Annotated in this window: 24 protein-coding genes; 9 read left to right on the top strand and 15 right to left on the bottom strand. The window is 69.1% G+C overall.

The features are described 5' to 3' along the window. Window positions 1-150: 150 nt before the first annotated feature. The 6 genes from BDK63_RS14965 to BDK63_RS14940 form a co-directional block, all read right to left on the bottom strand. Window positions 151-1341, bottom strand: coding sequence for a vWA domain-containing protein (locus tag BDK63_RS14965; RefSeq protein WP_183333383.1), 1191 nt, complete (start codon window positions 1339-1341; stop codon window positions 151-153). A gap of 3 nt (window positions 1342-1344) precedes the next feature. Continuing rightward, window positions 1345-2199, bottom strand: coding sequence for an AAA family ATPase (locus tag BDK63_RS14960; RefSeq protein ID WP_183333382.1), 855 nt, complete (start codon window positions 2197-2199; stop codon window positions 1345-1347). Between the two features lie 86 nt (window positions 2200-2285). Next, window positions 2286-2384: an SDR family oxidoreductase gene (locus BDK63_RS14955; protein WP_343065330.1), complete on the bottom strand. Its 99-nt coding sequence runs from the start codon at window positions 2382-2384 to the stop codon at window positions 2286-2288. Window positions 2385-2393: 9 nt separating this feature from the next. Next, on the bottom strand, window positions 2394-2624 hold the full coding sequence (gene brnA / locus BDK63_RS14950; protein ID WP_183333381.1) for a type II toxin-antitoxin system BrnA family antitoxin: 231 nt from the start codon (window positions 2622-2624) through the stop codon (window positions 2394-2396). Beyond that, a complete protein-coding gene (locus BDK63_RS14945) occupies window positions 2611-2877 on the bottom strand; it encodes a BrnT family toxin (protein WP_183333380.1) in 267 nt (88 codons plus the stop codon). Before BDK63_RS14945 ends, brnA begins: the two co-directional genes overlap by 14 nt. A 65-nt stretch (window positions 2878-2942) precedes the next feature. Further along, a complete protein-coding gene (locus BDK63_RS14940) occupies window positions 2943-3824 on the bottom strand; it encodes an NAD(P)-dependent oxidoreductase (protein WP_183333379.1) in 882 nt (293 codons plus the stop codon). Between the two features lie 223 nt (window positions 3825-4047). Between BDK63_RS14940 and BDK63_RS14935 the strand changes: the two genes are divergently transcribed. The 8 genes from BDK63_RS14935 to BDK63_RS14900 all read left to right on the top strand — a co-directional run bounded on the left by BDK63_RS14935 (window position 4048) and on the right by BDK63_RS14900 (window position 13791). Then, window positions 4048-6765, top strand: a complete 2718-nt coding sequence (locus tag BDK63_RS14935) for a cation-transporting P-type ATPase (RefSeq protein WP_183333378.1) — start codon at window positions 4048-4050, stop codon at window positions 6763-6765. A gap of 192 nt (window positions 6766-6957) precedes the next feature. Next, entirely contained in the window at window positions 6958-8442 is a 1485-nt protein-coding gene (locus BDK63_RS14930; RefSeq protein WP_183333377.1) for a metal-dependent hydrolase family protein, read from the top strand. Beyond that, complete coding sequence (locus BDK63_RS14925) at window positions 8439-9191, top strand: hypothetical protein (protein ID WP_183333376.1); 753 nt, start codon at window positions 8439-8441, stop codon at window positions 9189-9191. Before BDK63_RS14930 ends, BDK63_RS14925 begins: the two co-directional genes overlap by 4 nt. Before the next feature lie 348 nt (window positions 9192-9539). Then, window positions 9540-9854 carry a cupin domain-containing protein gene (locus BDK63_RS14920; RefSeq protein WP_183333375.1) on the top strand — a complete coding sequence of 105 codons (315 nt, stop codon included), beginning with the start codon at window positions 9540-9542 and terminating at the stop codon, window positions 9852-9854. A gap of 21 nt (window positions 9855-9875) precedes the next feature. Beyond that, complete coding sequence (locus BDK63_RS14915; RefSeq protein ID WP_183333374.1) at window positions 9876-10283, top strand: DUF7489 domain-containing protein; 408 nt, start codon at window positions 9876-9878, stop codon at window positions 10281-10283. A gap of 57 nt (window positions 10284-10340) precedes the next feature. Next, entirely contained in the window at window positions 10341-11111 is a 771-nt protein-coding gene (locus BDK63_RS14910; protein WP_183333373.1) for a metallophosphoesterase, read from the top strand. Continuing rightward, a complete protein-coding gene (locus BDK63_RS14905) occupies window positions 11108-11410 on the top strand; it encodes a DUF1294 domain-containing protein (protein ID WP_183333372.1) in 303 nt (100 codons plus the stop codon). The genes BDK63_RS14910 and BDK63_RS14905 overlap by 4 nt, the downstream gene beginning before the upstream one ends. Window positions 11411-11415: 5 nt before the next feature. Next, complete coding sequence (locus BDK63_RS14900) at window positions 11416-13791, top strand: DNA polymerase II (protein WP_183333371.1); 2376 nt, start codon at window positions 11416-11418, stop codon at window positions 13789-13791. 12 nt (window positions 13792-13803) lie between these two features. Here the strand turns inward: BDK63_RS14900 and BDK63_RS14895 are convergent, their stop codons facing one another. Then, window positions 13804-15609 carry an ABC transporter transmembrane domain-containing protein gene (locus BDK63_RS14895; RefSeq protein ID WP_183333370.1) on the bottom strand — a complete coding sequence of 602 codons (1806 nt, stop codon included), beginning with the start codon at window positions 15607-15609 and terminating at the stop codon, window positions 13804-13806. Window positions 15610-15765: 156 nt separating this feature from the next. Here BDK63_RS14895 and trxC point away from each other — a divergent pair, with 156 nt between their 5' ends. Further along, complete coding sequence (gene trxC, locus BDK63_RS14890; protein ID WP_183333366.1) at window positions 15766-16203, top strand: thioredoxin TrxC; 438 nt, start codon at window positions 15766-15768, stop codon at window positions 16201-16203. Here the strand turns inward: trxC and BDK63_RS14885 are convergent. The 8 genes from BDK63_RS14885 to BDK63_RS14850 all read right to left on the bottom strand — a co-directional run bounded on the left by BDK63_RS14885 (window position 16118) and on the right by BDK63_RS14850 (window position 25150). Further along, window positions 16118-17449, bottom strand: a complete 1332-nt coding sequence (locus BDK63_RS14885) for a GGDEF domain-containing protein (RefSeq protein WP_183333364.1) — start codon at window positions 17447-17449, stop codon at window positions 16118-16120. The genes trxC and BDK63_RS14885 overlap by 86 nt on opposite strands. A gap of 260 nt (window positions 17450-17709) precedes the next feature. Then, complete coding sequence (locus tag BDK63_RS14880; protein WP_183333362.1) at window positions 17710-18735, bottom strand: nucleoid-associated protein; 1026 nt, start codon at window positions 18733-18735, stop codon at window positions 17710-17712. A gap of 66 nt (window positions 18736-18801) precedes the next feature. Then, window positions 18802-19563, bottom strand: coding sequence for an ABC transporter permease (locus BDK63_RS14875; RefSeq protein WP_183333360.1), 762 nt, complete (start codon window positions 19561-19563; stop codon window positions 18802-18804). Next, entirely contained in the window at window positions 19560-20501 is a 942-nt protein-coding gene (locus BDK63_RS14870) for an ABC transporter ATP-binding protein (protein WP_183333358.1), read from the bottom strand. Before BDK63_RS14870 ends, BDK63_RS14875 begins: the two co-directional genes overlap by 4 nt. Continuing rightward, the gene (locus BDK63_RS14865; RefSeq protein ID WP_183333356.1) at window positions 20494-20700 is read right to left on the bottom strand and encodes a DUF6494 family protein; all 207 of its coding nucleotides are present in this window, start codon (window positions 20698-20700) and stop codon (window positions 20494-20496) included. The genes BDK63_RS14870 and BDK63_RS14865 overlap by 8 nt, the downstream gene beginning before the upstream one ends. Window positions 20701-20829: 129 nt before the next feature. Next, window positions 20830-21108, bottom strand: a complete 279-nt coding sequence (locus tag BDK63_RS14860) for a peptidylprolyl isomerase (RefSeq protein ID WP_183333354.1) — start codon at window positions 21106-21108, stop codon at window positions 20830-20832. A gap of 85 nt (window positions 21109-21193) precedes the next feature. Then, window positions 21194-21511 carry a hypothetical protein gene (locus BDK63_RS14855; RefSeq protein WP_183333338.1) on the bottom strand — a complete coding sequence of 106 codons (318 nt, stop codon included), beginning with the start codon at window positions 21509-21511 and terminating at the stop codon, window positions 21194-21196. 141 nt (window positions 21512-21652) lie between these two features. Continuing rightward, window positions 21653-25150 carry a putative bifunctional diguanylate cyclase/phosphodiesterase gene (locus BDK63_RS14850; protein ID WP_183333336.1) on the bottom strand — a complete coding sequence of 1166 codons (3498 nt, stop codon included), beginning with the start codon at window positions 25148-25150 and terminating at the stop codon, window positions 21653-21655. Window positions 25151-25481: the final 331 nt, after the last annotated feature.

Genomic DNA, 25481 nt, shown 5'->3' with positions numbered 1-25481 from the left:
TATGCTCCGGTTCCTGTGCTCCGGGCGCCTTGCGCTTCATCTCGCTCGTCGATTTGTTCAGCGCTTCCTTAATGATAGCCCTTTAGGGTTATTTTGCCATTAAATAACCATGAAAGGTTATTGTGGTCTGCCGGCCTCCGGTGCCCGGGGCTACCTCGCCAGCTCGCGCATGGCGCTCTCCAGCCCCTCCAGGGTCATGGGGTACATCCGGTCGTCGATCAACTGGCGGATCAGCCGGGTGGAGTGGGTGGTGTCCCAGGCGCGGCGCGGCATGGGGTTGAGCCAGGCCAGGCGCGGGAACTTGTCCGCAAGGCGACTGAGCCACACCGCGCCGGCCTCGTCGTTGAAGTGCTCGACGCTGCCGCCGGGGTGGGTGATCTCGTACGGCGACATGGCGGCGTCGCCGACGATCACCACCTGGTAGTCATCGCCATAGGTATGCAGTACGTCCAGGGTCGGGATGCGCTCATTGAGGCGCCTTGCCTGGTCTTGGGAATTGCTGCGCCACAGCCCCTCATAGAGGCAGTTATGGAAGTAGTAGGCCTCCAGGTGCTTGAACTCCGAGCGCGCCGCCGAGAAGAGCTCCTCGCAGGTGCGGATGTGGTCGTCCATGGAGCCTCCCACGTCGAGCAGCAGCAGCACCTTCACCGCGTTGTGGCGCTCCGGGCGCATCTGCACGTTGAGCAGGCCGGCATCGCGAGCGGTCTCGCGGATGGTGGCGTCGACGTCGAACTCCTCCGCCGCCCCCTGGCGGGCAAACTTCCTCAGCCGGCGCAGCGCCATCTTGATGTTGCGGGTGCCCAGTTCCAGGGAGTCGTCATAGTCGCGGAAGCGCCGCTCGTCCCACACCTTCACCGCCCGGCGATGGCGGGAGCCCTCCTGGCCGATGCGGATGCCCTCGGGGTTGTAGCCGTAGGCGCCGAAGGGACTGGTGCCGCCGGTGCCGATCCACTTGTTGCCGCCGGCGTGGCGCTCCTTCTGCTCCTCGAGGCGCTGCTTGAAGGTCTCGATCAGTTTCTCCAGCCCGCCCAGGGATTCGATCTGCGCCTTCTCCTCCTCGGAGAGCTGCTTCTCGAACTCCCGGCGCAGCCAGTCGTCGGGAATCAGCGCCTCGATGGCGGCATCCAGGTTCTCGAGCCCCTCGAACCAGGCGGCGAAGGCGCGATCGAAGCGGTCGAAGTGGCGCTCATCCTTGACCATCACGGTGCGCGCCAGCCGGTAGAAGGCCTCCATGTCGGCGAACACCACGCCACGCTCCACCACCGCGTGCAGGTCGAGCAGCTCGCGCAGCGATACCGGCACCCCGGCACGCTTCAGGGTCTCGAACAGGCCGATGAACATCGATCAGCGCCTCTGGTTACCTTGGCGGCGGAGCATGAAGGCGAGTCGCTCCAGCAGCTGCGTATCCTGCTCGTTCTTCACCAGCGCCCCGGCAAGCGGCGGGATCGCCTTCACCGGGTCGCGCTGGTAGAGCGCCTCCCGGGCGAGCTCGTCGCTCATCAGCAGCTTCAGCCAGTCCACCAGCTCCGAGGTGGAGGGCTTCTTCCTGAGCCCCGGCGCCTGGCGCAGCTCGAAGAACACCTCCAGGGCCTCGCCCACCAGCTTCGGGGCGATCTCGGGGAAGTGTACGTCGACGATGGCCTGCATGGTCTCGCGGTCGGGGAACTCGATGTAGTGGAAGAAGCAGCGGCGCAGGAAGGCGTCGGGCAGCTCCTTCTCGTTGTTGGAGGTGATCACGATGATCGGGCGGTGCCGGGCGCGAATGGTCTCGCCGGTCTCGTAGACATGGAACTCCATGCGATCCAGCTCCTGGAGCAGGTCGTTGGGGAACTCGATGTCCGCCTTGTCGATCTCGTCGATGAGCAGCACCACCCGCTCGCTGGCGCTGAAGGCCTCCCACAGCTTGCCGGGCCTGATGTAGTTGGCGACGTTCTCCACCCCCTCCACGCCCAGCTGGGAGTCGCGCAGGCGGCTCACCGCGTCGTACTCGTAGAGCCCCTGGGCGGCCTTGGTGGAGGACTTGATGTGCCAGGTGATCAGCCGCGTGCCCAGGGAGGCCGCCAGCTCCTCGGCCAGCAGGGTCTTGCCGGTGCCCGGCTCGCCCTTGATCAGCAGCGGGCGCTCCAGGGTGACGGCGGCGTTGACCGCCTGCTTCAGGGCCTCGGTGGCCACGTAGGTGGAGGTGGAATCAAACGCCATGGAGTGTGTGCCTCGACAGATCGTCAGGAAAGGAGATATCCGAACAAGTGTACGGAAGGGCGGCGATGGCGACAAATCCCGCCGCCTCACTGCGCGTAGATCATCCTGCGGGTCATGCCGCCGTCCACCACCAGGTTCTGGCCGGTGATGAAGCCCGCCTTCTCGGAGAGCAGAAAGGCCGCTATGGCGGTGGGTCAATGCGGGTGATGCTGTTCGAGCCTCTCGGCTAGCCAGATCTTGATGATCGACTGTCGCGTCACTCCCAGCCGAGCTGCCTCTCGGTCAAGGGAGTCGATCATCCAGGTGGGGAAGTCGACGTTGACACGCTTTTGTTTCCTGAGGGGGCGCCTGGCGTTGTCCAGGTCCAGCTCTTCAGTGATGTCGTCACCTTCATCGAAGCGCTTGTCGAGTTCAGTCGCTTTCATAGAGTTCAATCTCTCTGCTGCGGGCCCGCCTGACAGAGATAAGGCGTATTCGCGCACCGCGGTAGGTGATGATGCCGGACCAGTGTTTCACACCAATCCTTCCGATGACCACGAAGCGAGGCTCATCAGTCGACTTTGCCGGAATCTCGAGCAGGTCGGGGTCCTGCCAGAGCCGCTGCGCCTCGACAAAGTCTATGCCGTGCTTATCCCGATTCGCCTCGCTTTTTCGAGGGTCGAACTCGAAGTTGGTCATGAGTGGAAAATATACCTTTTTTACTCTTCCGGGAAGCCGTCATTCAGTCTGAAGTATTGTGTGTTTCAGATTCGGGGGCGATACGCCTCCACCAGGATCGCCGGGTCGTGCTCGGCGTGGCCGCGGGTGGCATGGGCGCGCATCAGCTGGGCGGCCAGGGAGCTCATGGGTGTGGCGCTGCCGCTGCGCCGGCTCTGGGCCACCGCCATGTCCAGGTCCTTGAGCAGGGTGCGCAGGTGCCAGGGCGGGTCGGCGAAGTCGCTCGCCGCCATGCGCGGGGTGAGGATCTGGAAGGGCTTCGAGTCCGCGAAGCCGCCGGAGAGCGCCTCGACGAGCCGGGTGGCCTCCACGCCGCTGGCCTCGGCCAGCGCCACCATCTCGGCGAGCACCGCGGCCTGACAGCCCACCACCATCTGGTTGCACACCTTGGTGACCTGACCCGCGCCCACCGGGCCCAGGTGGGTGACCCGGGCGGCGAGCGGTGCCAGCAGTGGGCGGATGGCGTCGATATCGGCCGCCTTGCCGCCGGCCATCATCACCAGGCTGCCGGCCTCGGCGCCGGCCACCCCGCCGGAGACCGGACAGTCGATCCAGCCCATGCCGCAGCGCTCCTCGAGTCGACGGGCGAAGTCGCGGGTGGCCGCCGGGTCGCTGCTGGAGAAATCGATCAGCGTCTGGCCGCGGCGGCCGTGCTCTGCCACGCCGCCTTCGCCGAACACCACGCTCTCCACCACCTCGGTATTGGCCAGGCAGAGCATCACCAGGTCCACGCTCGCCACCAGGTCGCCGAGGGTGGCGGCCACCCGGGCGCCGGCCCGGCCCAGTGCCTCGGCCTTGTCCTGGCTGCGGTTCCAGACGGTCACGTGGAAGCCGGCCTCCAGCAGGCGGCGGGTCATGGGGGCGCCCATCAGGCCGATGCCGATGAAGCCGAGGCGGGGGTGGGGCATGGGATCTCTCCTGGCGAGTGGCTGGCAGGATGCAGCATGCGCGAAGGCGGGGTTTTTCGGCAAGCCGGCTTGTCTGGCCGGACGGGAGTGTGCGAAAAGCGAAGGGAGCCGAGGGCGAGGGCAGGCCCGGAAGAGGCTGGCAGGAGGCGACAGACACCATGAAGCAGCCGCGTTGCGGGACGAAGCCGGATGCGCGCCACGAGGCGCCGCGGGGGGCCTCGGCATGAGAGGTGCATCGTCCAGCGCCACTCCCTGGCATAGCCGGGAGCCCGACGAGGTGCTCGCCGAACTGGCGGCCTCGGAACAGGGCCTGAGCGGTGAGCAGGTGGCCGAGCGGCTGGCGCGCCATGGCGAGAATCGCCTGCCGGCACCGCCGCGCAGCGGTCCGCTGCGGCGTTTCCTGCGCCAGTTCCACAACGTGCTCATCTATGTGCTGCTGGCCGCCGCGCTGGGCACGGCCCTGCTGCAGCACTGGGTCGACACCGGGGTGATCCTCGGCGTGGTGGTGATCAATGCCATCGTCGGCTTCCTCCAGGAGGGCAAGGCAGAGCAGGCCCTGGAGGCGATCCGCGGCATGCTCTCCCCCAAGGCGCTGGTGCTGCGCGACGGCCAGCGGCGCACCGTGCCCGCCGAGCAGCTGGTGCCGGGCGACCTGGTATTCCTGCAGGCCGGGGACCGGGTGCCCGCCGACCTGCGGCTGCTGCGCTGTCACAACCTGCGACTCGACGAGGCGATGCTCACCGGCGAATCGGTGGCCGTGGACAAGCAGATCGACGCCGTGGACGCCGATGCCGACCTGGGCGACCGCCGCGGCATGGCCTTCTCCGGCACCCTGGTCGCCTTCGGACAGGGGCGCGGCGTGGTGGTGGGCACCGGCGCGGCTACCGAGATCGGGCGCATCTCCACGCTGCTCGGCGAGGTGGAGACCCTGACGACGCCGCTGCTGCGCGAAATCGCCACCTTCGGGCGCTGGCTGTCGGGGGCCATCGTGGTGCTGGCGGGAATGACCTTCGCCTTCGGCTACTGGGGGCGCCACTACGACCTGCTGGAGACCTTCCTGGCGGCCGTGAGCCTGGCGGTGGCGGCCATTCCCGAGGGCCTGCCGGCGATCATGACCATCACCCTGGCCATCGGCGTGCAGCGCATGGCGGTGCGCAACGCCATCATCCGCCGCCTGCCGGCGGTGGAGACCCTGGGCTCGGTTACCACCATCTGCACCGATAAGACCGGCACCCTGACCCGCAACGAGATGACCGTGAAGACCCTGCTCACCGCCGAGGAGAGCTACGAGGTCAGCGGCGTGGGCTACGCGCCCCATGGCGGCATCCACCATGCCGGCGAGGAGGTGGCGCTCGAGCAGCACCCGGTGCTGGCCGAGGCGCTGCGCGCCATCCTGCTGTGCAACGATGCCGAGCTCCAGCGGCGTGACGGTGGCTGGCACCTCGAGGGCGACCCCACCGAGGGCGCGCTGGTGGTCGCCGGGCTCAAGGCGGGCCTGGATGCCCGGGAGGTCGCCCGACACTATCCCCGTGATGACGTGATCCCCTTCGAATCCCTCTACAAGTTCATGGTCACCCTTCACCACCATCACGAGGGAGGCCAGCGCCTGCTCTTCCTCAAGGGTGCCCCCGAGCGGGTGCTGGCCGTCTGCGATCGCGAGCGCACCCGCGATGGCGACCGCCCCCTCGACCGTCCGCGCTGGGAGCAGCGCATGGACGCCATCGCCGCCCGGGGCCAGCGGCTGCTGGCGGTGGCCCTCAAGCCCATGGACGAGGAGCGCCGCACCCTGGCCTTCCCCGACGTCGAGGCGGGTGGCCTGACCCTGGTGGCGGTATGCGGGATCATCGACCCGCCCCGGGAGGAGGCGATCGCCGCGGTGAGGCAGTGCCAGCAGGCCGGCATCGTGGTCAAGATGATCACCGGCGACCATGCGGTGACCGCCCGGGCCATTGCCGACGAACTCGGCATTCGCACCGCGGGCGGGGTCGTGCCGGGGCATGTCCTGGAACCGCTCTCCGACGGGGAACTGGAGGCCCTGGTGCGTGAGGTGGACGTCTTCGCCCGCGCCACGCCGGAACACAAGCTGCGCCTGGTGCGCGCCCTGCAGGCGGGCGGCCAGGTGGTGGCCATGACCGGCGACGGCGTCAACGACGCCCCGGCCCTCAAGCGGGCCGACGTCGGCGTCGCCATGGGGATCAAGGGCTCGGAGGCGGCCCGTGAGGCGGCCGCCATGGTGCTGGCCGACGATAACTTCGCCTCCATCGCCCATGCGGTGGAGGAGGGCCGCACCGTCTACGACAACCTGCGCAAGGCGATCCTCTACATCCTGCCCACCAGCGGCGGCGAGGCGCTGACCATCATGGCCGCCGTGCTCCTGGGCATGACCCTGCCGCTGCTGCCGGCCCAGGTGCTGTGGGTGAACATGGTCACCGCCGTGACCCTGAGCCTGGCCCTGGCCTTCGAACCCGCCGAGCCCGGGGTCATGCGCCGACGCCCGCGCGACCCTGGTGCGCCGATCCTGTCGGGCTTCCTGGTCTGGCGCGCGGGCTTCGTCTCGCTGCTGCTGCTGGCGGGGACCTTCGGCCACTTCCTGTGGATGGAGCGGCAGGGCGTGGAGATCGAGCTCGCCCGAACCGTGGCGATCAATGCTTTGGTGATGGGCGAGATCGCCTACCTCTTCAACAGCCGCTACATCCTCGAGCCCGCCTGGAACCGCGCCGGCCTGCTGGGCAGCCGGGCGGTGCTGTTCGCCGTGGGCGGGCTGGTGGTCCTGCAGGCGCTCTTCACCTACTCGGCGCCGCTGCAGCTCCTGTTCGGCACCGCCCCCCTCGGCGTGAAGGAGTGGGCCAGCATCCTGGCCTTCGGCGTCATCCTCTTCGCCCTGGTGGAGCTGGAAAAGGCCCTGTTCAGGCGGCGTGGGCGGGGCGCTCCACGGGTGTGAAGGTGCGAGGCCGGGATCGCCCATGGCGCCGGTCGGGGTTTCGGGCTAATTTCATGACATCTCGGGAGGTGCGTGGCTCGGCTTGATGCCGCTCAAGGCCTGCCGCCAACTCCCTGACGAGCCCACATCCCGCCGAGTCGCCCTGCCTGCCGGTCGAGGCGGCATCGACCGGAACAAGACAAGGAGTTCCTCATGCCGCCTGCCACCCCCCCTTCGCCCCTGATGGCGCACTCACTCCGCCATGGCCACGGCGCCTGCAGTTGCGGCTCGCCGCTGCTGCAGCGTTTCCACGAGCGCATGATGGCGGAAATCTCGCGACGCCACTTCCTGGGCGGAGCGGCCGCCGTCATGGCGCTGTTCGCCGGCCTTCACGCCCCCTCCGCGGTGGGGGAGAAGCCCCGGGAGCGCAAGGGACCGCTGTTGCTGACCCACCTGCGGCTGTTCGACGGCAGCGGCTCGCCGCTGCGCGACAACGTGGCGGTGCGGGTGGAGGCGGGGCGCATCCAGGCCATCCTGCCCGGTGACGCCGACCCCGAGGGGGCCGAGGTGATCGACTGCGGCGGGCGGGTGCTGATGCCGGGGCTGATCGATGCCCACTGGCACACCACCCTGGCCGCCATCACCCAGGTGGCGGCGATGACCGCCGACGTGGGCTATGTGCACCTGGTGGCGGCCCGGGAGGCGGAGCGCACCCTGATGCGCGGGGTGACCAGCGTGCGCGACGTGGGCGGGCCCTCCTTCGCGCTCAAGCGCGCCATCGACGAGGGCGTCGTGGCCGGCCCCCGGATATTTCCCGCCGGCGCCATGATCTCCCAGACGTCGGGCCATGGCGATTTTCGCATGCGCCACGAGGTGCCCCGCGGCACCGCCACGCCGCTCAGCGAGCAGGAGCGCCAGGGCGTGGCGGCGATCGCCGACGGCGAGGCCGAGGTGCTGCGCCGTACCCGGGAGCAGCTGATGCTTGGCGCCTCCCAGATCAAGCTGATGGCCGGCGGCGGGGTCGCCTCGATCTACGATCCCCTGGACAGCACCCAGTTTACCGAGCGCGAGCTGCGTGCGGCGGTGGAGGCCGCGGACGACTGGGGCACCTACGTGACGGTGCACGTCTACACGCCGCGGGGGATCCAGCGCGCCCTGCGGGCCGGGGTGCGCTGCATCGAGCATGGCCAGCTGGCCGATGAGGAGAGCGTGCGCATGATGGCCGGGGAGGGCGCCTGGTGGAGCCTGCAGCCCTTCCTGCAGGACGAGGATGCCAACGTCTATCCCGACGCCGCGCGTCGAGAGTCCCAGCGCCAGGTGACCGAGGGCACGGTGCGCGCCTACGAGATGGCCCAGCGCTTCGACGTCAACACGGCCTGGGGCACCGATATCCTCTTCAGCCCCCAGAACACCCCGAACCAGCTGCGCCACCTGGCCAAGCTCACCCGCTTCTACGACCCCCTGACGGTGCTGGCCATGGCCACCGGCCGCAACGGCGAGCTGCTCGCCCTCTCGGGTCCGCGCAACCCCTATCCCGGCACCCTCGGGCGCATCGAGCCCGGCGCCCTGGCGGACCTGCTGGTGGTGGACGGCGACCCGAGCCGCGACCTCGATTTCCTGCACGACCCGGAGCGCAACCTGCGCCTGATCATGAAGGGCGGTCGCATCCACAAGGAACGCCTGGGAGAAGGTTCATGAAGGCCCGGCGGCTTGCTCTGGCCCTGGGGCTTGCCGCGCTGGGGCTCGCAACCCCCGGCCTGGCGTCCCAGGCCCATGCCGAGGCGGACGGCTGGCGCTTCCAGCTGACCCCCTACGCCTGGATGGCAGGCCTGTCGGGCGATGTCCGGCCCCTGGCGGGAGCCCCCACGGTCAGCACCTCGCGCTCCTTTGGCGAGGTGCTGGATGACCTGGAGGGGGCCTTCTTCCTGACCGGCAGTGCGCGGCGTGATCGCTGGGTGCTGCTGGGGGACCTCACCTGGGCCTCGCTGAGCCAGGAGAGCGCGCTGGCCCCCGGCATCGTCGCCGAGGGCAGGCTGCGCCAGCGCTCGGTGACGGCGCTGGCGGGCTACCAGGTGGTCAGCGAGCCCGAGCATCGCCTGGACCTGCTGGCGGGGGCGCGGGCCTGGCGCATCGAGGCGGAGGTGGGCGTGCCGGCCCTGGGGCTCGCGGCCCGCGACACCGAGCGCTGGGTCGACCCGATCCTCGCCGCGCGGCTGCGTTCGACCTGGAGCCCGGCCTGGTCGACATTGCTGCACGGCGATGTCGGCGGCTTCGGAGTCGGCGCCGACAGCACCTGGCAGCTGGTGGCCACCGCCAACCTGGCGGTGAACGAGACCCTGACGCTCTCCGCGGGCTATCGCCACCTGGCGGTGGAGCGTGACACGTCAGGAACCCGCCTGGACGTCTCGATGAGCGGCCCCCTGCTGGGGGCCACCTGGCGCTTCTGACCCGGATGCTCGCTTCGCCATGGCGCATTCAGCGCCCGAAGAGCGCACCTATGGTGCAGTGCCGCATGGCTGTCGCCCGATGCAGGAGAGGTCGCGCATCGTGTTAATTTCATAACCTTATGTATTCAAATGTTTTGTCATATTTCTGGCCTGATCTTCGCAATATGTAAGACATGATCGCCGAGGCAGAGTGGCGATTCACCGAGTGAGCTGGCGTGCTCCACCTGGTCCCCTTCGGGGGGCCTTTTTTTTGCCTGGCCGACAGGGCTGCTATGGTCAGGGCATGGAGCCGAAGGATGAGCCGCAAGGGCGAGAGCCGGTGATCGTCGACCATGGGGGGCTGTCGTGATGGGCAACCTGTTCGAGGGAATTCCCGAGCGCCTGCCCGAGGAACTTTTCGAGGAACTCTTCCGCGCCGAGTCGGTGACGGTGGAGCGTATCGTCTCCCGGGGCCACACCTCGCCCGAGACCGGCTGGTATGACCAGCCCCGCCACGAGTGGGTGCTGGTGCTCAGGGGCCGCGGCGTGGTCGCCTTCGAGGAGGGCGAGACGGTCACCCTGGGCCCGGGGGACCACCTGCTGATCCCGGCCCATCGCCGTCACCGGGTCGCCTGGACCGACCCTAACCAGGATACCGTCTGGCTGGCGGTGCACTACGCGTGATCCGCTGTCAGGGAGGCACACATGGAGAAGGTCCCACGCACGCTTCGTCGCATCCTGCTGCTGGTCGCCCTGGCCCTGCCGGTGGTCGCCTGGCAGCTGTGGCTGGCGCCGGCCCGGGAGACTCGCCAGGCCTGGAGCGGCACCCTGATCGAGACGACGCGCAGCCCCAGGCTGCTGCGCCTCGGCGAGCCGGGCACGCACCGCCGGCCCAACGACTACCACCATGAGTGGCATGTCGAACTTGACGGCGGCGGGGTCCGCGAGGTGAGGGTGCCCCACCGGCTCTGGCACCACGGAGAGCCGGGCCTGCCGGTGGTAAAGCGTCGCGGCGAGCGCTGGCCCGAGATCGACACCGACGAGTATCGCGACCAGCAGCGGCGCAACCGGGAGGGAACACGGCGCGTGCTCGAGGTGCTGACCGGGCAGTAGAGTTCCTCCGGCGGGTGTATCACACTGGCCGAAATGGCTCGCTGCAAGGGACCGACGATGCGCCTGAGGGTACTTTCGGATCTTCATCTGGAACACTTCGACACTGCGAGGGAGCTGCCGGAGGTCAACGCCGATGCGGTGATCCTGGCCGGTGACATTCACTCGGGCACCCGTGGGCTCGCCTGGGCAGCAGAGTACTTCGCCGGTACGCCTATCCTCTATGTGCCCGGCAACCACGAATTCTACGGCACCTGCATGCCCGCCCTGCGCCGGGAACTGGCCGGCGAGGCCGCCCGGCTGGGCATCCATCTGCTGGACAATCACACCCTGACCCTCGGCGGTGTACGTTTCCACGGCACGACCCTATGGACCGATTTCGCCCTCCATGCCGACCAGCCCGATCATGACCCGGCGCTGACCGAGGCCAGGGCGCTGGCCCTGATGCCGGACTTCCGCATCATCGAGCAGCCGGAAGGGGAGGTCTTCACCCCGGCCGAGAGCCGCCGCCTGCATGCAGAGGCGCTGGGGTGGCTTGCGGCGGAGCTTGCGGAGCCGTTCAGCGGTCCCCGGGTGGTGATCAGCCACCATGCCCCCCTGGCCGAGGGTATTCCGCCGCGCTACCGCGGTGATGCGCTGTCGCCGGCCTTCGCTTCCCACTTGCCACGGCTGATGGGCCGCATGGACCTGTGGATCCATGGCCATGTGCATGAGCCGGTAGACCTGGAAGTGTCGGGAACGCGTATTGTCGCCAACCCTGGCGGGTATCCCGACGAGTTCGACCCGCCGCTGTTCAAATCGGATCTGATCATCGAGGTGCCGGCCATATGACCTGGCTGATCGGCCTCTACTTGCCGGCGAGCCTGGCGGCCCTGCTCCTGTATGGCATCGACAAGGCGGCGGCGCGGCGCGATCGCCGCCGCATCCGCGAATCGACCCTGCACCTGGTGGCCCTGGCGGGGGGCTGGCCGGGGGCGCTGCTGGCGCGGCGCGCCTTTCGCCACAAGACCCGCAAGCAGCCCTTCGGCGCCATCCTCTGGGGCTGCGTGGCGCTCAATGTCACCCTGGTGGCGTGGCTGGCCACGGCAGAGGCCGCCGCGGGCCTGCGTCGGCTGGCGGGCCTCGGGTAGACGGCTTGTCGACTCGCCACGGCTTTATCCTGACCCGCCACTGGGAAGATACGCCCCGGGGCACCGAGGTCACCCTGTGGTTGGCCACCGACGAGGGGCCGCTGCGGGTGCGCCTGCCGGTGCAGCCCGCGGTGGCCTTCCTGCCCGCCGAACAGCGAGCGGCGGCCGAGGCGCTGCTGGCCGGTGAGCCGGGGGTGACCCTGCGCGCGCTTGAGCTCCGTGACTTCCATCGCCGCCCGGTGCTCGGGCTCTACTGCGAACAGTACCGGCAGCTGCTCCGGCTCGAGCGGCGCCTGGGTGAGGCCGGGATCACGCTCCACGAGGCCGATATCCGCCCGCCGGAGCGCTACCTGATGGAGCGCTTTATCACCGCGCCGGTGGCCGTGACCGGAACGCCGGACGGCGAGGGCGGGCTGGTGGAGGCGCGCCTGCGCCCGGCCCCGGACTACCGCCCCCGGCTGCGCACCGTGTCGCTGGATATCGAGACCAGCGGCCGGGGCGAGCTCTACTCCATCGCCCTGGAGGGCTGCGGCCAGCGCAGCGTCTTCATGCTGGGGCCGGCCAACGGCGGGGAAGGCGAGCACGACTTCGCCCTCGAGTACTGCGCCAGCCGCGCCGAGCTGCTCCGGCGCCTCAACGCCTGGTTCGCCGAGCATGATCCCGACGCCATCATTGGCTGGAACCTGGTGCAGTTCGACCTGCGGGTGCTGCGCGATCACGCCGAGCGGCTGGGCGTGCCGCTAAGGCTCGGGCGCGGTGGCAGCGAGCTCGAGTGGCGCGCCCACGGTCACCAGCCCAACCACTTCTTCGCCGCCGCCGCCGGGCGGCTGATCATCGACGGCATCGAGGCGCTGCGCTCGGCCACCTGGCACTTCCCCTCCTTCAGCCTGGAGAACGTGGCCCGCCGGCTTCTCGGCGAGGGCAAGGCGATCGACAACCCCTACCAGCGCCTGGACGAGATCCTGCGCATGTTCGCCGAGGACAAGCCGGCGCTGGCCCGCTACAACCTCAAGGACTGCGAGCTGGTCACGCGGATCTTCGCCAAGGCCGAGCTGCTGGACTTCCTGCTCGAGCGGGCCGCGGTGACCGGCCTGCCCGCCGACCGCAGCGGCGGCTCGGTGGCGGCCTTCACCCACCTCTACCTGCCGCGGCTGCATCGCCTGGGCCTGGTGGCGCCGAGCCTCGGCGAGGGAGAGGACGCCGAGAGCCCGGGCGGCTTCGTCATGGACTCCCGCCCAGGCCTCTACGACTCGGTGCTGGTGCTCGACTTCAAGAGCCTCTACCCCTCGATCATCCGCAGCTTCCTGATCGACCCGGCGGGGCTGGTGGAGGGGCTCGCCGACCCTTCGGATGCCGCCTCGGTACCGGGCTTTCGCGGCGCGCGCTTCTCGCGCACCCGCCACGCCCTGCCGGCCATCGTCGAGGGAGTGTGGGCCGGGCGCGAGGCCGCCAAGCGTGCCGGCAACGCGCCGCTCTCCCAGGCGCTGAAGATCATCATGAACAGCTTCTACGGCGTGCTGGGCTCCAAGGGCTGCCGCTTCTTCGATGCGCGCCTCGCCTCCTCGATCACCATGCGCGGCCACGCCATCATGCACCGCACCCGCGAGCTGATCGAGATGGAAAGATATACCGTTATCTACGGTGACACCGACTCCACCTTCGTCTGGCTGGGCCGCCCCTGCGAGGAAGAGGAGGCCGCGGTGATCGGCCATCGGCTGGTGGGCCGGGTCAACGCCTGGTGGCGCGAACACCTGGCCGAGGCGTATGGCCTCGCGAGCGCCCTGGAGCTGCAGTTCGAGACCCACTATCGGCGCTTCCTGATGCCCACCATCCGCGGCGCCGAGGCGGGTAGCAAGAAGCGCTACGCGGGGCTGGTGCGGGACGCGGATGGCGGCGAGCGGCTGGTGTTCAAGGGGCTCGAGACGGTGCGTACCGACTGGACGGAGCTCGCCAAGGCGTTCCAGCAGGAGCTCTACCGGCGGGTCTTCACCGGCGAGCCCTGGCGGGAGTACGTGCGCGGCTACGTGCAGGCCTTCCTGGCGCGCGCCCGGTCGGGGGAGTTCGACGAGCGGCTGGTCTATCGCAAGCGGCTGCGCCGGCGCCTCGACGACTATCGCCGCAACGTGCCGCCCCACGTGCGCGCGGCCAGGCTGGCCGATGCGGAGAATGACCGCCTGGGCCGGCCGCGCCAGTACCAGCACGGCGGCTGGATCCGCTACGTGATGACCCTGGCCGGCCCCGAGCCCCTGGAGGCGCACCACTCGCCCATCGACACCGACCACTACCTGACCCGCCAGCTCCAGCCGGTGGCCGACGCCATCCTGCCCTTCGTGGGCGACGACTTCGCCACCCTGATCGACCGCCAGCTGGGACTGTTCTGAGCGCCGGAGCGTTCAGGTGTGGGCCTGGGAGGTCGCGTCGGTTACCGAGTCCGTTGCATGCCGCCCGAACTGCAGTTCGGCCAGGTGGCGGTAGAGCGCGTTGGACGCCATCAGTTCGGCGTGGCGACCGGCGGCCACCAGCCGGCCCTCGTCCAGCACCAGCAGGCGGTCGGCGGCCACCACCGTGGCCAGGCGGTGGGCGATCACCAGGCTCGTGCGACCCACCATCAGCCGGTCCAGGGCCTGCTGCACCAGCCGCTCGCTCTCGGCGTCCAGGGCGCTGGTGGCCTCGTCCAGCAGCAGCACCCGAGGATTCTTGAGCAGTGCCCGGGCAATCGCCAGGCGCTGGCGCTGGCCGCCGGAGAGCTGCACGCCGCCGGGACCCAGCGGGGTGTCGAAGCCGTCGGGCAGCGCCTCGATGAAGGCCAGGGCGTTGGCGTCCCGGGCCACCCGGCGCAGGGTCTCCAGATCCGCCTCGGGGTCGCCGTAGCGCAGGTTGTCGGCCACGCTGCCGGTGAACAGCACCGGCTCCTGGGCCACCAGCCCCAGGGCCGAGCGCAGCTCGCCGGGGTCGAGCTCGCGCAGGTCGATCCCGTCCAGGCGCAGGGTGCCGGCGTCGGGGTCGTGAAAGCGCAGCAGCAGGGCGAGCAGGGTACTCTTGCCGGCCCCGGAGGGTCCCACCAGTGCCACCCGCTCACCCGGCTGGATGGTCAGGTCGAATCCCGCCAGCGCCGGGGTCTCCCGCCCCGGGTAGGTGAAGCTCACCGCCTCGAAGCGCAACTCGCCGGAGAGCGGCTCGGGCAGCGGCACCGGATGCGCCGGGGGCGCGATGGCCGGCCGGGTGTCCAGCAGCTCCAGCAGGCGTTCCGCGGCGCCCGCGGCGCGCTGCACGTCGCCGGCCACCTCGGCCAGGGTCGCCACGGCCCCCGCCGCCAGCACCGCATAGAAGACGAAGGCCGAGAGCTCGCCGGCGGTCATGGTGCCGGCCAGTACCGCCTGACCGCCCTGCCACAGCATGATGCCCACCGCCGTGAAGACCGCCAGCATGGCGATGCCCGTCAGCCAGGCCCGCTGGCGGGTGCGTGTCACGGCGCTCGCAAAGGCCTCCTCGACACGGTCCGCGTAGTCGCGCCTGTCGAGCCCCTCGTGGGTGAAGGCCTGGACGGTGCGGATGCCCGTGAGCGCCTCGTCGGCATAGCGCCCGAGTTCCGCCACCCGGTCCTGGCTGGCGCGGGAGAGCCGCCGCACCCGCCGCCCGAACCAGAGGATCGGCAGCACCGTGGCAGGAATGCCGAGCAGGACGATGGCCGATAGCCAGGGCTGGGTCACCAGCATCAGGGCCACGGCGCCGACCAGCATCAGCAGGTTGCGCAGGGCCAGGGAGACCGAGGAGCCGAACAGGCTCTGCAGCACGCTGGTGTCGGCGGTGAGCCTCGAGGTGATCTCGCCGGCGGCCTGGCCGGGCGCCTGGGCGCTCTCGAAGAAGCCCGGCTCCAGGGTCAGCAGGTGGTCGAAGACCCGGCGGCGCAGGTCGGCGGCCAGCCGCTCTCCGATCCAGGTCACCAGGTAGTAGCGCAGCGCCGAGGCCATGGCCAGCACCGCCACCACCGACAGCATCAGGCCGAGGGTTCGACCGAGGGCGGCGCTGTCCGCGGCCATGAACCCGCGGTCGATCACCAGGCGCAGCCCCTGGCCGAGCAGCAGCACGCTGCCCGAGGCGACCAGCAGGGCCAGGGCCGCCAGGGCCAGGCGGTAGCGATAGGGAGCCAGCAGGCCCAGCAGGCGCAGCAGCACCCTGGGGTCGGGGCGTGACGGCATCACGAGCCTCATCGAGAGCGGAAGGGAGTGTGGCGACCATAGCAGGCCCGTGGCCCGGCTGCATGAAGGGCGGCGGGGGCGCGACGCGATGCCGCTTGAAGGGAGCGTGGGCGGGCGCCATATTCGAGTTCCAACAACCTCGATCCGGAGACCCCCATGTCCGACTCCCTGACCCTCGGCTGCCCGCATTGCGGCGCCCTCAACCGCGTCAGTCAGGCGCGCCTGAACGACGGGCCGAAGTGCGGCAAGTGCAAGCAGGCGCTGTTCACCGGTGAGCCGGTGGCGCTGACCTCGGCCAACTTCCGCCCCCTGGTGGAGCGCAGCGAGTTGCCGGTGGTGGTGGACTTCTGGGCTGGCTGGTGCGGCCCCTGCAAGATGATGGCGCCGATCTTCGCCGAGGCGGCTCGCGAGCTCGAACCACGGCTGCGCTTCGCCAAGCTCGATACCGAGGCGGAATCGGCGCTGGCGGGGCGGTACGGCATCCGCAGCATTCCCACCCTGATCGTGTTCAGGAATGGCCAGGAGCTGGCTCGTCAGCCGGGAGTGCTGCAAGGGCCGCAGCTGCGGGCGTGGTTGCGTTCGTATCTGCTCTAGTCAACTTGCCGTAGGCCCAGCGTGGCCGTTCCTCCGAGTCACCGATCTCCGGCGCCGGCCGGCTGGCCACCACCACGCAGTTGCGGCCGCGTGCCTTGCCCTCGTAGAGGGCCCGGTCGGCGCGCAGCAGGGTCGGGTCCAGTCGCGATTCGCCCTCCTCGAGCCGGCTGATGCCCACGGTGACGGTCAATGGCGTCGTGTCGCCGAGCATTGGTAGCCTCAGGGCGCTGACCTTCTCGCGGAGCCGCTCGGCGATGGCGGCGGCCGTGCCGAGGTCGGCCAGCGGCAGGGCGATCACGAACTCCTCCCCGCCATAGCGCCCCAGCACGTCGGAATCCCGCAGCACCGCCTGGCAGCAGCCGGCCACGGTGGACAGCACCAGATCGCCCACCGCATGGCCGTGGCGATCATTGAGCCGCTTGAAGAGGTCCACGTCGACCATGCACAGCGCCAGCGGCGTCCCGTCACGGCGGGCGCGCCGAAGCTCCTGTTCGGCCAGCTCGAAGAAATGCCGGCGGTTGGCGATGCCGGTCAGGCCGTCGGTGCAGGCCATGTGACGCAGCCGTGCCTCCAGCTCCTCGCGCTCGCGGATCTCCTCCTTGAGGCGGCGATTCGCCGAGCGTTCCTCCAGCAGCAGGGCAAACTGCTCGCGCTTGAGCCGCTTGATCCGCGAGATGGTCATCCAGCCCAGCAGGTTGACGAAGCCGAGCAGCAGCAGGCTGGTCAACAGCAACCCGGGCTGCAGCGGCGCCCAGAGCCTGACGGCGACCAGAAAGCCCAGCAGGAGGTAGGCGTTGGCAGCCAGCATCCACTGGATACGGTTGGGAATGAACAGGTAGAGCGCCATGCTGGCGGCGACCACCGAGGCGATATGGATGCCGTCGCCGGCGGGGCGCAGGGGAATGGTCATGAGCAGGCCGGAGATGCCCAGCAGGCAGGCCAGGTTGATGGGCAGTGGCCAGTGCGCCACCGCCGGCCGGCGCCAGATGGCCAGGCCCAGCAGCAGGCAGGTGAGCACGACCAGGAGCCGCATGGCCAGCAGGGTCAGGAAGGGCTGGCCGGCGCCGAGCACGGTGTAGTCTGCCAGGGCGAAGGCCAGGAAGAGCCCGGCGATCACGAACAGCGCCACACGCAGCTGGCAGGCGTGGTAGCTCGTCAGGGTGCGCTGGAACAGGGCCTCCATCGCCGAGTCGCGAAACTCGGCCTGCCAGTTCAGCTCTGGACCATCCCGTGGCTCGGCTCTCATACCGGACATCCTGGAGGGGGACACCAGGCTGGTTTCAGCGTGGTGCCTCCTGCGAGTCGTAGATTCCCGGATGCCTGGTCGGACCTGACCGGCCAGGCAATGGTGAAGTACCGAGCAAGCTTGGCCCCGAATCGGGTGGTATGCCAGAGGCTTCAAGATACTGTCCCACCTGGCGTACATTTCCTGTAAGCCAATGCTTACATCATCAGGTTGGCCTTGATAATCAGACTGTTAGTCTTATTGATCTCATCCTCGCGGGATCAGTTCTTTGCTTTGAGCTGTTCTTTCAGCTGCTTGGGTACCTGCTTGATGATGAGACGGTCGGAGGCTTCGTCATACTCCACGCTGGAACCCAGCAGGTGGGAGTCGAAGCTGATCGATACCCCGCCGGCGCGGCCGGTGAAGCGGCGAAACTGGTTGAGGGTCCTGCGGTCAGGCGGGATCTCCGGGGAGAGGCCGTAGTCGGCGTTGCGGATATGGTCATAGAAGGCCCTGGGCTGCTGTTCGTCGAGCACCTCCGAGAGCTCCTCCAGCGTCATCGGCTCGCCGCGGCTGGCCTGGTCGCTGGCGTAGCCGATCAGGGCATCGGTCTTCTCGCGGCTCGCCTCTTCGGGCAGGTCCTCCTTCTCGACATAATCGCTGAACGCCCTGAGCAGGGTGCGCGTCTCGCCGGAGGCATCCACGCCCTCCACGGCGCCGAGCAGGGCGGCGAAGCCCTCGGCCAGGGCCTTGCCGCCCCGGTCCCGGGTCCAGGAGAGGTACTGCCGCGAGTCGCCGGCCTGCCACTGGGCGAGGTCGATGCGCGCCGCCAGGCTCATCTGGACCAGGTTGAGCTGGGGGGCCGGCACCAGGGCCAGCTGCGGGTCCACCGCGAAGCCCTCGCGGTGGTGGAGTAGCGCCAGGCTCAGGAAGTGCCCATCACCGAATCGGGTCTCCAGCACGACCAGGTCACCGGACACCGACAGGTGGGCGTCGAGCAGGGCGGTCAGGCGCTCGGCGATGGCGCGGGTCAGGGCCACGAAATCGCGGCCATCGGCCAGGTAGTCGGCCAGCTCTCCGGCCAGCGGTGAGGCCGGCTCGCTGCCCGGAGCGGCTCCCTCGGTGCTCCCTTCAGCGTCAGGGAAGTGGCCCCACGCCTTGGTCTTGCCGTGGTAGGCCTTGTTGAGCCCCTCGAGCAGGGCATCCAGGGTGGCTGACGGGGGGAGCGTCGCCTCGGCGGCAACCAGCCTGGCCGGGCCATCACCGGGCTTCTCGATGCGATGAACGATGGCGTTGAGGATCGGCATGGGGCCTCCCGCGATAGTGGTCGAGGGCGGCGATGATACCCGGCCGGCCCGCGCGTCGATACCCGGTCAGGGCTTGAGCCGGTACCCCGTGCGGAAGATCCGCTCCACCACCACCAGGGCGGCGGTCAGGAACAGCAGGATCATGCCCAGGCTGACCACCGGGCTGACGTCGCTGATGCCGTAGAAGCTCCAGCGGAAGCCGCTCACCAGGTAGACCACCGGGTTGGCCAGGGTCACCGCCTGCCAGAAGGGCGGCAGCATGTCGATGGAGTAGAAGGTGCCGCCCAGGAAGGTGAGCGGGGTGATCACCAGCAGCGGCACCAGCTGCAGCTTCTCGAAGCCGTCGGCCCAGATGCCGATGATGAACCCCAGCAGGCTGAAGGTCACCGCGGTGAGCAGCAGGAACACTACCATCATCAGCGGATGCGCGATGGAGTAGGGCACGAACAGCCGCGCGGTGGCCAGCACGATCAGCCCCAGCACCACCGACTTGGTGGCCGCCGCGCCCACGTAGCCGATCACGATCTCCCAGTAGGAGATCGGCGCCGAGAGGATCTCGTAGATCGAGCCCGAGAAGCGCGGGAAGAAGATCCCGAAGGAGGCGTTGGAGACGCTCTGGGTCAGCAGCATCAGCATAATCAGGCCGGGCACGATGAAGGCGCCGTAGCTCACACCGTTCACCTCGCTGATCCGCGTGCCGATGGCCGCGCCGAACACCACGAAGTAGAGCGAGGTGGAGATCACCGGCGAGACGATGCTCTGCAGCACGGTGCGCAGGCTGCGGGCCATCTCGGCCAGGTAGAGGGTCTTCACTGACTGAAGGTTCATGCGGTCTCCCTGACCAGGCTGACGAAGATCTCCTCCAGGGAGCTCTGCCGGGTGTGCAGGTCCTTGAAGCCGATGCCGGCGGCCTCCAGATCGGCGAGCAGTTCGGCGATGCCGGCCTGGTCCTCGTCGGGTTCGTTGGCATCGTAGGTGTAGACCAGCGCATGGCCCTCCTCGGCCAGGGCCAGCGCGTGGCGGGAGAGGGCAGCTGGAATCGCCTCCAGCGGCTCGCGCAGGTGCAGCGTCAGCTCCTTGCTGCCCAGCTTGCGCATCAGGGCGTGCTTCTCCTCCACCAGCACCAGCTCGCCGCGACGGATCACCCCGATGCGGTCGGCCATCTCCTCGGCCTCCTCGATGTAGTGGGTGGTGAGGATGATGGTCACGCCGCTGTCGCGCAGCTGGCGCACTACCTCCCACATGTCGCGGCGCAGCTCCACGTCGACCCCGGCGGTGGGTTCGTCGAGAAACAGGATCTCCGGCTCGTGGGCCAGCGCCTTGGCGATCAGCACCCGGCGCTTCATGCCGCCGGAGAGGGTGATCAGGCGGTTGTCGCGCTTGTCCCACAGCGACAGCGAGCGCAGCACCTTCTCGATATGGGCCGGGTCCTTGCCCTTGCCGAACAGGCCGCGGCTGAAGCTCACGGTGTCCCACACCGTGACGAAGGCCTCGTTGGTGAGCTCCTGGGGCACCAGGCCGATGCGTTCCCGGGCGGCGCGGAAGTCGCGGACGTTGTCGTGGCCGTCCACCAGCACCCGGCCGGCGGTGGCGTTGACCAGGCCGCAGATCACGCTGATCAGGGTGGTCTTGCCCGCCCCATTGGGGCCGAGCAGGGCGAAGATCTCGCCCCGTCGGATCGTCAGGCTCACCTCCTTGAGCGCCTCGAAGCCGCCGGCATAGGCCTTCGAGAGCCGCTCGACGGCAATGACCGGGGCGTCACTCAAGGGTGATGTCCTCCTCGAAGGTGAGGTTGAGGTCGAGGGCGGTAATCTGCACCCGGACGCTGGCCGGCAGCGCCTCGTCCCCCTTCAGGCGGCCCTCCTCCAGCGCCAGCTGCACCGCCTTCTCGATCTCCTGCTGGGTGGTGACGCCCACGGTCTTGAGCAGCTTGCGGATACTCTTCTGAAAGGCCTCGTCGTTCATCCTGTCCGTCTCCTGGCGTGATCGATGATGCCCACCATCCTAGCGCGACTCGTCGAATGATACAGGGGTTGTACAAGAAAAAAGCCGCGCCGGGTTACCCGGCGCGGCCTGGATCGGCGCGAAGGGCGATCAGCTGCGGCTGGTGATCTCCAGCAGGTGGTAGCCGAACTGGGTCTTCACCGGGCCGTGGACCTTGTTCAGCTCGCCGGAGAACACCACCTCGTCGAACTCGCGGACCATCTGGCCCGGGCCGAAGCTGCCCAGGTCGCCGCCCTGGCGGCCGGAGGGGCAGGTGGAGCTCTGCCGGGCGACCTCGGCGAAGTCGCGGCCACCCTCGATCTCGGCCTTGAGGGCCTCACACTTTTCCTTGCTGTCCACCAGAATATGACGCGCGGTTGCCCTGGCCATGGGAGTCTCCTGAACGATTGGCTCATGGGGCCGGCAAGCCTGCCGGCGATGCACCGGCGAGATTAGCACGTCACGTCGGCAGGTTTCAGCCACCGCCGATGGTCAGCCGCAGGGCCTGCAGGCCGTCGAGCTCCAGGCGGATCTCGTCCGAGAAGATCGGGTGACCGATCACGCGGATGTCCAGGGTGGCCTCGGCGCCGCGGTAGAGAACCGTGGCGGAGACCCGGGTGTCGGTGCTGGCCGGAGCGAGCGGGCCGTAGTCCACACGCTCCACCTCCAGCGCCGTCAGCCCCCGGGCGTCGAGCTGCTGCTCGATGGCCTGCTTCACGGAAACGCCGTAGTAGAAGTAGAGCCCGCCGTAGAGCAGGCCTGTGATCACGATCAGCGAGAAGAGACGGCCCATGGCATCCTCCCTGGGTCAGCCGTTTGTGTCCGTTGCGAGGCGGGTTATACCACAGGTGCGCCCACCGGGAGGAGCGCCCGGGAGCCTTCGTGTCGGGCAGGCCGCCGCAGGCGGGGCACCGGCCCGGCGGCTGTTCCGGCGTCAGGAGCGTCGCTGGACCTGGCGGTGGGCCCTGAGCCACTCGGTCAGCGCTTCCAGCGGCATGGGCCGGGCGAACAGGAAGCCCTGGAAGACCTCGCAGCCATGCGCCCTCAGGTACTCGAACTGCTCGCGGGTCTCGATCCCCTCGGCCACCACCGCGAGGTCGAGCTCGCGGGCCAGGGTGATCACCCCCTGGCAGATGGCGGCGTCCTTGTCGCTGGCGGTGACATCCTTCACGAAGCTGCGGTCGATCTTGATCTTGTCGATCGGCAGGGTGCGCAGGTAGCCGAGGCTCGAGAAGCCGGTGCCGAAGTCGTCGATGGCGGTGCTGATGCCCATGCCGGCCAGCGCATTCAGGATGTCGATGGCGCCGTCGGTGTCCTTCATCAGGATGCCCTCGGTCAGCTCCAGCTCCAGGTGGCGGGTCGGCAGCCGGGTCTCCTCCAGCACGCCGCGCAGGGTGGCGAGGAAGCTGGGGCGGTGGAATTGCATGGGGGAGAGGTTGATGGCCATGCGTCCCTTCAGCAGGCCGTCGTGCACCAGTCCCAGGGCATCGCGGCAGGCGCGCTCCATCACCCAGCGGCTGAGGGGGATGATCTGGCCGGTCTCCTCGGAGACGGGGATGAACTCGGCGGGAGAGATGAACCCCTTGGTGGGATGACGCCAGCGCACCAGGGCCTCGAGCCCGTCGACCCGGCCGTGGGCATCGAGCAGCGGCTGGTAGTGGAGCACCAGCTGGTCGCGGTCGATCGCCTCCTGGAGCTCGTTGCGCAGCGTCACCCGCTGGGAGAGCTTGCTGTCGAGGTCGCCGGTGTAGACCTGGAAGGCGTTGCGGCCCTGCTGCTTGGCCTTGTACATGGCCATGTCGGCATGCTGCAGCAGCTTCTCGGGGTCCTCCTGGTCATCGTCGTTCACGGCGATGCCGATGCTGGCGGAGATATGCAGCTCATGGCCTGCCACCTTGTGGGGGCGGGTCAGCTCCAGCAGCAGCCGCTCGGCGACCTCCTGGGCGTCGTCGGCGTGGGCGAGGTCCGGCAGCAGCAGCACGAACTCGTCGCCGCCGAAGCGCGCCAGGGTATCGGTGGGGCGCAGGCCCCGGGCGAGGCGCCGGGCCACGCTGACCAGCAGTTTGTCGCCGACCTTGTGGCCCAGGGTGTCGTTGATCGGCTTGAACTCGTCCAGGTCGATGAACAGCACGGCGAGGGTCTGTCCGTTGCGCCGTGCCAGGGCCACGTCATGGGCCAGGTGGTCGCCGAACAGCGCCCGGTTGGCCAGGCCGGTCAGCACGTCGTGGGTGGCCTGGTAGGCGAGCTGGTTCTCCTGCTCCTTGCGCTCGGAGATGTCGTTCATGATGCCCACGAAGTGGGTGACATGCTGGTCGGCATCGCGCACCGGCGAGAGGAACAGCTGGTTCCAGAAGGGCGTGCCGTCGCGGCGATAGGAGCGCAGGGTGATCGACAGGCTCTCGCCACGGGTCAGGGCCTGGCGGATCCGCTCGACGTCCCGGTGGTCGGTATCGGGGCCGCTCAGGAAGCTCGGGGTCCTGCCCAGCACCTCCTGGGCCAGGTAGCCGGTGATGCGGGAGAAGGCCGGGTTGACGTAGATGGCCGGGAACCCCGGCTGGCGGGCATCGCTGATCACCACGGCGTTGCTGCTGGCTTCCAGGCTGCGCTCCAGGATGCGCAGTCGCTCCTCGGCCTCGACCCGTCGACTGACGTCCTTGGCGATGCCGAACACCCCGTCGACCCGGTCGTTGACCATGATCGGCAGGAAGGAGACCTCCAGGTGCTGCTGGGGGCCGTCGTGGCGGCGGTAGCGCATGGCGAAGGCGTGGGGGCGGCCGGCCGAGGCGCTGCGGAAGGCCGCCTCGAGCTCCTGGACGTCGCCGGGCGGTGAGACCGCCTCGGTGATGACGGCGTGGAAGTGGCGGCCGAGCAGTTCCTCTTCCCGGGCACCGGTGATCGCCTCGGTGACCGGGTTGATGCTGCGGTAGGTGCCCTCGGTGTCCAGGGCGAACACTGCATCGGGATTCTGGGTGAACAGCGAACGGAAGCGCTGCTCGCTGAGCCGCAACGCCCGGGCCTGCTCGCCGCGGAAGGCCACCAGGGAGCGGCCGATGATCAGCTGGTAGGAGAAGAGCAGGCCGAGCAGACCCACGGCGATCGGCAGCATGCCCTGCAGGGAGGCCAGCGAGATCGGCCCCGACAGGGCCGATACGGTCACGCCGGGTCCGTTGGGCAGCCGGGCCGTGTCGGAGGCGAAGGGGCGCGAGGCGACCTCCTCCTCTCCGCTGTCGGCCGCCAGGGAGGCCAGCGGTCGGCCGTCTCGGGAAAAGTCCACCCGGAAGCTGCCGGTATCCAGGCGCGATTCACGCTGGATCAGCACCGCCAGGTCGATCACCCCCAGCATGGTCTGACGAGGGTTGTCCAGGGTGCCGACGGCTACCAGCGCCAGCTGGGGACGGTCGGGGTCGGGAAAGTACCAGGCCATGTCATGGGCACGGGCCCGGGTGCGCCGCAGCCAGCCGAGGGTCTGCGGCGAGACCAGCTGGTCCATCAGCCACAGCAGCGACTCGGGGTCGCGCCCCCGGCGCCAGCGGGTCTGCGCTTCGCCATCCAGGAAGGCCAGGGCCTGGAGGCTCGGTACGTCCGCGAAGTAGCTGCGGGCCTCCTCCCGGCGCACGGCAGGCGCGGGCAGCCCGTCACTGGCCTGCCAGCGGGTGACCATGCGCCGGATCAGCTGACTGCGCGAGTCGGCGATCTGCACCATGTTGGCGGTCAGGTTGCCGACCAGCTTGTCGGCCTCGGCCACGCGGGCATGGTGCTGGGTCCAGCTGCCCAGGAACCAGATGCCGATGCTCAGCGAGATGCCGACGACCCCGACCGCCACCGCGGGGCGGTGCAGGTCGAGCACCGGCCCGTCGCTGCGCCGGGCGATCAGCAGCAGCCCCACGCCCAGCGCCATGGCGAAGAGCCCGCCGAGCAGGGTGAAGTCGTCGCCGACCGCGGTCCGCACCACCCCGGCCTCGGGCGAGAGGTGGCCGATGACGCCGATCAGGCCAAGGCCGATGGCCAGCAGGGCGACCAGGCGACGCATCCGGCGGCAGGTGCGGCTGTGCAGGCCGGCCAGGCAGCTGAAGGCGAGCAGCAGTAACAGCAGGGCCGGCGTGGTGGCCAGTCGAGGGTGGCCGGTCAGCCAGGAGAGCCCGCCGTCGTCCGGTCCCGCCAGCAGGTTGTGGATCAGGTTGTAGCCGCCGAACAGCACCATCGCCGCCACGCACGCCAGCCGCCCCGGGCGGTGGTCGCGCACCAGGGCGGTGAGTCCGCCGCCGATCAGCAGCACGGTGAGTGAGCCGTCGAAGCTCAGGCGCCACTGGGGCGGCAGGGGGAAGCGGGGGAAAAGCTCGATGAGCAGCCCGGCAAGCCCCATCAGCAGGCTGCCGGCGAGCAGGATCAGCAGGCAGGCCTGGATCGACAGATCGCGATGACTGGGTCCCATGGGCGGGTCTCGGTCCCTTTGTACTCTTGTTGTCCGTTTCAGCTGTTCAGCCATGGTGAAACCGCGCGGCCATGCTGCGTGGCTTTTCTCGACTTGGCAAGTGCGGCAGGGCCATTCCTTGCGCCGGCGCTCAGGGTTGTCGCTCGCCGCGGGTCGAGCGCAGCAGTACCCGGTCCAGCGCCCGGGTGGCCAGCAGACGCTTCAGGGTGCCGAACAGGTGGGTGGGCAGGGTCACGTAAGTGCCTAACCGAAAGTTTTCGTGCATAATGTGCGTAGGATAACTGACACGGACGGAACCATGGCAAGGCGCTTCGTTGCCCCTCTCACTGAG

Source organism: Halomonas campaniensis (assembly GCF_014193375.1).
Classification (GTDB): domain Bacteria; phylum Pseudomonadota; class Gammaproteobacteria; order Pseudomonadales; family Halomonadaceae; genus Halomonas; species Halomonas campaniensis.
This window is presented reverse-complemented; position numbering and strand designations above follow the sequence as displayed.

Bases quoted from the DNA above. Each gene is read 5' to 3' on its own strand.
- BDK63_RS14945 (WP_183333380.1), bottom strand. From the start codon at position 2,877: ATGACCAACTTCGAGTTCGACCCTCGAAAAAGCGAGGCGAATCGGGAT.
- BDK63_RS14905 (WP_183333372.1), top strand. From the start codon at position 11,108: ATGACCTGGCTGATCGGCCTCTACTTGCCGGCGAGCCTGGCGGCCCTG.
- BDK63_RS14850 (WP_183333336.1), bottom strand. From the start codon at position 25,150: ATGGGACCCAGTCATCGCGATCTGTCGATCCAGGCCTGCCTGCTGATC.
- BDK63_RS14910 (WP_183333373.1), top strand. From the start codon at position 10,341: ATGCGCCTGAGGGTACTTTCGGATCTTCATCTGGAACACTTCGACACT.
- BDK63_RS14875 (WP_183333360.1), bottom strand. From the start codon at position 19,563: ATGAACCTTCAGTCAGTGAAGACCCTCTACCTGGCCGAGATGGCCCGC.
- BDK63_RS14855 (WP_183333338.1), bottom strand. From the start codon at position 21,511: ATGGGCCGTCTCTTCTCGCTGATCGTGATCACAGGCCTGCTCTACGGC.
- trxC (WP_183333366.1), top strand. From the start codon at position 15,766: ATGTCCGACTCCCTGACCCTCGGCTGCCCGCATTGCGGCGCCCTCAAC.
- BDK63_RS14960 (WP_183333382.1), bottom strand. From the start codon at position 2,199: ATGGCGTTTGATTCCACCTCCACCTACGTGGCCACCGAGGCCCTGAAG.
- BDK63_RS14940 (WP_183333379.1), bottom strand. From the start codon at position 3,824: ATGCCCCACCCCCGCCTCGGCTTCATCGGCATCGGCCTGATGGGCGCC.
- BDK63_RS14930 (WP_183333377.1), top strand. From the start codon at position 6,958: ATGCCGCCTGCCACCCCCCCTTCGCCCCTGATGGCGCACTCACTCCGC.
- BDK63_RS14935 (WP_183333378.1), top strand. From the start codon at position 4,048: ATGAGAGGTGCATCGTCCAGCGCCACTCCCTGGCATAGCCGGGAGCCC.
- BDK63_RS14865 (WP_183333356.1), bottom strand. From the start codon at position 20,700: ATGAACGACGAGGCCTTTCAGAAGAGTATCCGCAAGCTGCTCAAGACC.
- BDK63_RS14885 (WP_183333364.1), bottom strand. From the start codon at position 17,449: ATGAGAGCCGAGCCACGGGATGGTCCAGAGCTGAACTGGCAGGCCGAG.
- BDK63_RS14860 (WP_183333354.1), bottom strand. From the start codon at position 21,108: ATGGCCAGGGCAACCGCGCGTCATATTCTGGTGGACAGCAAGGAAAAG.
- BDK63_RS14925 (WP_183333376.1), top strand. From the start codon at position 8,439: ATGAAGGCCCGGCGGCTTGCTCTGGCCCTGGGGCTTGCCGCGCTGGGG.
- BDK63_RS14895 (WP_183333370.1), bottom strand. From the start codon at position 15,609: ATGCCGTCACGCCCCGACCCCAGGGTGCTGCTGCGCCTGCTGGGCCTG.
- BDK63_RS14915 (WP_183333374.1), top strand. From the start codon at position 9,876: ATGGAGAAGGTCCCACGCACGCTTCGTCGCATCCTGCTGCTGGTCGCC.
- brnA (WP_183333381.1), bottom strand. From the start codon at position 2,624: ATGAAAGCGACTGAACTCGACAAGCGCTTCGATGAAGGTGACGACATC.
- BDK63_RS14920 (WP_183333375.1), top strand. From the start codon at position 9,540: ATGGGCAACCTGTTCGAGGGAATTCCCGAGCGCCTGCCCGAGGAACTT.
- BDK63_RS14965 (WP_183333383.1), bottom strand. From the start codon at position 1,341: ATGTTCATCGGCCTGTTCGAGACCCTGAAGCGTGCCGGGGTGCCGGTA.
- BDK63_RS14880 (WP_183333362.1), bottom strand. From the start codon at position 18,735: ATGCCGATCCTCAACGCCATCGTTCATCGCATCGAGAAGCCCGGTGAT.